Annotated in this window: 1 protein-coding gene; it reads right to left on the bottom strand. The window is 55.0% G+C overall.

The genetic code is table 11. The features are described from left to right. A partial coding sequence (locus DCCM_RS03100) for a beta-ketoacyl reductase (protein WP_123057281.1) occupies positions 1-1,607 on the bottom strand: 1,607 nt, incomplete at both ends.

The raw sequence follows: 1,607 nt of genomic DNA, 5'->3' as shown, positions 1-1,607 counted from the left end.
TGGACAACGGTTTGAGCAGCACCGCCCCAACCCCTTCTCCCGGCACGTACCCGTCCCCTCCCCGCCCGAAGCTTTCACACCGCCCCTTGCTGGATGCAAACTTGCCCTGGGCCAGTATCAAGTATTTGTTCGGATGAATTGAGACATTGACTCCCCCCGCTATGGCAAGCTCGCACCCGCCCCGCTGCAAGCTTTGACAGGCCAGCTGGATTGCGGTCAGGGAGGAGGAGCACATGGTATCCACAGCCATGCTGGGCCCATGAAAATTACAAAAATAAGATACCCTGTTGGCTATCGATGCCGGACTCCCGGCAAAGGCAATCTGCCTCCCCCGGCTCTGTTCCTGCGCCCCGTAGAGCTGGTACTCTTCATACATCACTCCCACATAGACTCCCACATTGCCTTCCAGTCCCAGGCCCCGGTACGAACCCAGGGCTTCCCGGGTATATCCCGCGTCCTCCAGGGTTTCATAGACGCATTCCAGAAATAAACGCTCCTGGGGGTCCATAATTTCCGCTTCCCGGGGTGATATATTAAAGAATAGCGGATCAAATTGATCCACCCTTTCCAAAAAGCCTCCCCACTTGCTATAGGTTTTTCCGGGCTTGTTTTTATCTTCATCAAAGTACAAACTGTGATCCCAGCGGTCTTTTGGAATCTCTGTGATGCAATCCCTGCCCTCCCGGAGATTTTTCCAGAACTCCCGGATGTTTTCCGCCCGGGGATAGCGCCCGGAAATACCAATGACGGCTATGTTCAAGGCCTCTTTTTCTTCCGGGGACTCTGTATGAAGGGCTGCAAAACGGTGGCGCCTGCCGCTGCCCGGGGTATATTTTTCAGGCTCCGGGACAGCTCCCCAATGGTTGGAACCGGGGGGGGACGCTTCTGCTTTTTCCCGGACACCCAGTAATCCTGTCAGGCGGTCCCTGTGGCACTCAAGGAAATATCCGGTTAATGCCCGGATGTTTTGGTATTCAAAAAACAATGTTTTCGATAGTGAGCCGAATGTTTTTTCCAATTGATTGGTCATTTTCATGACCATGACGGAATCTATTCCGTATTTCTCCATGGGGGCATCCGCTTCGATTTGGTGTGCGGGCAGCTTGATTACTGATGAAAGCAGCTTTTTGAAGTGGTTTATGGTTTTTCCCCGGAGTAGCTCTTCTTCCGCTCCGGGAGCCGCTTTGTTTTCTTCCATGGAGGAGGGCGCCTTTAAGGCTTCTGTTCCGGGCGGCTGCCCCAGGAGCGCCGCCCGGAGCCGCTTAAGCTCCCCTTCTATCACCATCACCCGGGCTTTTCCGGAAGCCAGGCCCTGATACAGGGCCCCAATGCCGGCTGGGGTCCGCATGGCGATCATTCCCATGCTTTGCATCATCATCTTTTCGGTTTCTTCATCAATGTGCATCCCGCCATCTTTCCACAGCGGCCAATTGATGGACAGGGTCCGGCCCTGCCGTTGTTTTGAGGTCACCAGGGCATTGCGATAATCGGCGTAGGCATCCATAAAGGCGTTGGCAGCCGCGTAATCAGCCTGGCCTATGTTGCCCACGGCTCCCGCCCCGGAAGAAAAGAGAATGAAGAAGTCAAGCTCCAGGTCCCCGGCCGCC

Origin of the sequence: Desulfocucumis palustris (genome assembly GCF_002933875.1) — a bacterium.
GTDB lineage: Bacteria > Bacillota > Desulfotomaculia > Desulfotomaculales > Desulfocucumaceae > Desulfocucumis > Desulfocucumis palustris.
The sequence above is the reverse complement of the archived record's forward strand: the minus strand, read 5'-3'. Positions and strand labels throughout refer to the sequence as shown.